The sequence below is a fragment of the Pseudoalteromonas sp. SG44-17 genome (assembly GCF_014164235.1).
Taxonomy (GTDB): Bacteria; Pseudomonadota; Gammaproteobacteria; order Enterobacterales; family Alteromonadaceae; genus Pseudoalteromonas; species Pseudoalteromonas rhizosphaerae.
This window is the reverse complement of record NZ_JACJEV010000075.1, coordinates 1-1832: the sequence shown is the minus strand read 5'-3', so window position 1 is coordinate 1832 and position 1832 is coordinate 1. Positions and strand designations below refer to the sequence as shown.

The 1832-nt window shown below is 47.6% G+C and carries 1 protein-coding gene; it reads left to right on the top strand.

Annotated elements, in window-relative coordinates:
• A partial coding sequence (locus H5182_RS21880; RefSeq protein WP_182760644.1) for a hypothetical protein occupies window positions 1-1832 on the top strand: 1832 nt, incomplete at both ends.

Sequence of the window (1832 nt, the reverse complement as noted above, 5' to 3'; positions counted from 1 at the left end):
AGCAAGTGAATGAACCTACTCAACCAAAGGCAGATAGTGCTCAGGCTGGCAGTGAAAGCTCACTAAATGCAGAACAAGCTGATAATAGCCAAAACGTGAAAGCTACCGATGTTGGTACAGGCAATGCCCTGCTGAATACGGGTGCTGCTTCAACAGCTCAAGTCAATGCTACTCAGCAAGTGACTGAGCCTACTCAACCAAAAGCTGACAATACTCAGGCTGGCAGTGAAAGCTCACTAAATGCAGATCAAGCTGATAATGGGCAAAACGTGAAAGCTACCGATGTTGGTACAGGCAATGCCCCGCTGAATACGGCGGCTACGGCTTCAACGGCTCAAGCTAACGCGACTCAGCAAGTGACTGAGCCTACTCAACCAAAGGCAGATAGTGCTCAGGCTGGCAGTGAAAGCTCACTAAATGCAGAACAAGCTGATAATAGCCAAAACGTGAAAGCTACCGATGTTGGTACAGGCAATACCCTGCTGAATACGGGTGCTGCTTCAACAGCTCAAGCCAATGCTACTCAGCAAGTGACTGAGCCTACTCAACCAAAAGCTGACAATACTCAGGCTGGCAGTGAAAGCTCACTAAATGGTGAACAAGCTGATAATAGCCAAAACGTGAAAGCTACCGATGTTGGTACAGGCAATGCCCCGCTGAATACGGGTGCTGCTTCAACAGCTGAAGCCAATGCTACTCAGCAAGTGAATGAACCTACTCAGCCAAAAGCAGATAATGCTCAGGCTGACATTGATAACTCATTAAATGATGTTCAAGCTGATAACGCTCAAAACGTGAATGATGCCGAGGTTAATACAGGCAATACACCGTTGAATACGGCGGCTACAGCTTCAACGGCTCAAGCTGACGCTACTCAACAAGTGACTGAGCCTACTCAACCAAAGGCAGATAGTGCTCAGGCTGGCAGTGAAAGCTCACTAAATGCAGATCAAGCTGATAATAGCCAAAACGTGAAAGCTACCGATGTTGGTACAGGCAATGCCCCGCTGAATACGGCGGCTACGGCTTCAACGGCTCAAGCTAACGCGACTCAGCAAGTGACTGAGCCTACTCAACCAAAGGCAGATAGTGCTCAGGCTGGCAGTGAAAGCTCACTAAATGCAGAACAAGCTGATAATAGCCAAAACGTGAAAGCTACCGATGTTGGTACAGGCAATACCCTGCTGAATACGGGTGCTGCTTCAACAGCTCAAGCCAATGCTACTCAGCAAGTGACTGAGCCTACTCAACCAAAAGCTGACAATACTCAGGCTGGCAGTGAAAGCTCACTAAATGGTGAACAAGCTGATAATAGCCAAAACGTGAAAGCTACCGATGTTGGTACAGGCAATGCCCCGCTGAATACGGGTGCTGCTTCAACAGCTGAAGCCAATGCTACTCAGCAAGTGAATGAACCTACTCAGCCAAAAGCAGATAATGCTCAGGCTGACATTGATAACTCATTAAATGATGTTCAAGCTGATAACGCTCAAAACGTGAATGATGCCGAGGTTAATACAGGCAATACACCGTTGAATACGGCGGCTACAGCTTCAACGGCTCAAGCTGACGCTACTCAACAAGTGAATGAACCTACTCAACCAAAGGCAGATAGTGCTCAGGCTGGCAGTGAAAGCTCACTAAATGCAGATCAAGCTGATAATAGCCAAAACGTGAAAGCTACCGATGTTGGTACAGGCAATGCACCGTTGAATACGGCGGCTACAGCTTCAACTGCGCAAGCTAACGCTACTCAACAAGTGACTGATGCACCAAAGCCAAAAGCTGATAATGCACAAAATGTGAAAGCTACTGGTGTTGGTACAGGCAAT